This is a genomic window from Kitasatospora sp. NPDC058243 (genome assembly GCF_042882025.1).
Taxonomy (GTDB): domain Bacteria; phylum Actinomycetota; class Actinomycetes; order Streptomycetales; family Streptomycetaceae; genus Kitasatospora.
Map to the genome: position 1 here is coordinate 1 of NZ_JBHVWW010000005.1, position 1,480 is coordinate 1,480.

Here is a 1,480-nt window from a genome sequence, read left to right on the forward strand (position 1 = left end):
GCCCTCCTGGCCACCTGGACCGGCGCCTGCTCGATATGCGGCCAACCCGCACCAACCCCCGACCCCCACCATAGGACCTAACAAAGCCCTACTAGCCGGCCCGGTCCCCCTCGGCCTTCCGCCCGGCGCCCACCACGTCGCGCAGCAGTGCACGGACCTCCCCCGCCGTGGCGTGCGGGTTGAGCAGGGTGAGCTTGAGCCGCACCCGGCCGGGCCCCTCGCCCGGAAGTTCGGTCCGCCCGACCACCGCCCGCCCGGTGCGCAGCAGCAACCGGCGCAGGCTGCCGTTGAGTTCGTCGACGGCGGCCTCGTCGGTCAGGCCCGGCGGCCGGTAGCGGAACAGCAGGACGGTCAGCGCGGGTTCGGCGTGGAGTTCGAGCGACGGTTCGGCGCGGACGGCCTCGGCAGCGGACCGGGCGAGTTCGTGGCAGGCGTCGACGAGTCGGCCGAGCCCGTCGCGACCGAGGGTGCGCAAGGTGACGGCGAGCTTGAAGGCGTCGGCCCGCCGGGTGGTGCGCAGCGAGCGGCCGAGCAGGCTGGGGTAGCCGGCCTGCTCGTCGTCGACGGGGTTGAGGTACTCGGCGCGGCGGGCGAGCGAGACGTAGGTCTCGGTGCGGCGGACCAGGAAGACGCCGGCGGCGGCGGGCTGCCAGCCGAGTTTGTGCCAGTCGAGGGAGACGGAGTCGGCGCGGTCGATGCCGTCGAGGAGCGGGGCGAGCCGGTCGGAGAGCAGCGCGCCGCCGCCGTACGCGGCGTCGACGTGCAGCCAGGCGCCGTAGCGGCCGGCCAGGTCGGCGGCGACGTGCAGCGGGTCGATGCCGCCGGTGTCGGTGGTGCCGGCGGTGGCGACGATGGCGATCGGGGTGCGTCCGGCCCAGCTGGCCTCGGCCAGGGTCCGCTCCAACTCCTTTGGTTCCATCCGGAGTTGCCGGTCGACGGGGACGGTGGTGACGGCGCGCTCGCCGAGCCCGAGCAGGGCGGCGGCGCGCTGGACGGAGAAGTGCGCGGCCTCGGAGGCGACGATGCACGGCCGGACGCCGCCCGGGATGCCGTCCAACTCGACGATGCCGTCCAGCTTCTGGTCCCGCGCCAGCATCAGGCCCATGAGGTTGGACTCGGTGCCGCCGGAGGTGAGGACGCCGGCAGCGCGGGCCGGGTCGTAGCCGACCAGGGCGGCGAGTTCGGCGAGGAGGGCGGTCTCCAGGGCGGTGGCGGCGGGGGCCTGGTCCCAGGAGTCCTGGGAGGGGTTGAGGGCACTGACCGCGAGGTCGGCGGCGGCGGCCACGGCGAGCGGCGGGCAGTGCAGGTGGGCGGCGCAGGCCGGGTCGGCGGGGTCGGCGGCGCCGTAGGCGAGGAGTTCGGTGAGGCGGGCGAGCGCGCCGGGCCCGTGGGCGCCGGCCAGGCCGTCGGCGACCAGCGCGCCGAGCTCGGCCGGACTGCCTGCGGGCAGCGGCCCGCCGCGCAGGGCGATGCCGTGGTC

The 1,480-nt window shown here is 76.1% G+C and carries 1 protein-coding gene; it reads right to left on the reverse strand.

Annotation, left to right across the window (positions count from 1 at the left end; translation table 11 throughout):
- Positions 1–91: 91 nt before the first annotated feature.
- The coding region (locus ACFVX9_RS05330) for a pyridoxal phosphate-dependent decarboxylase family protein (protein ID WP_387980461.1) at positions 92–1,480 on the reverse strand (1,389 nt) is incomplete at its 5' end.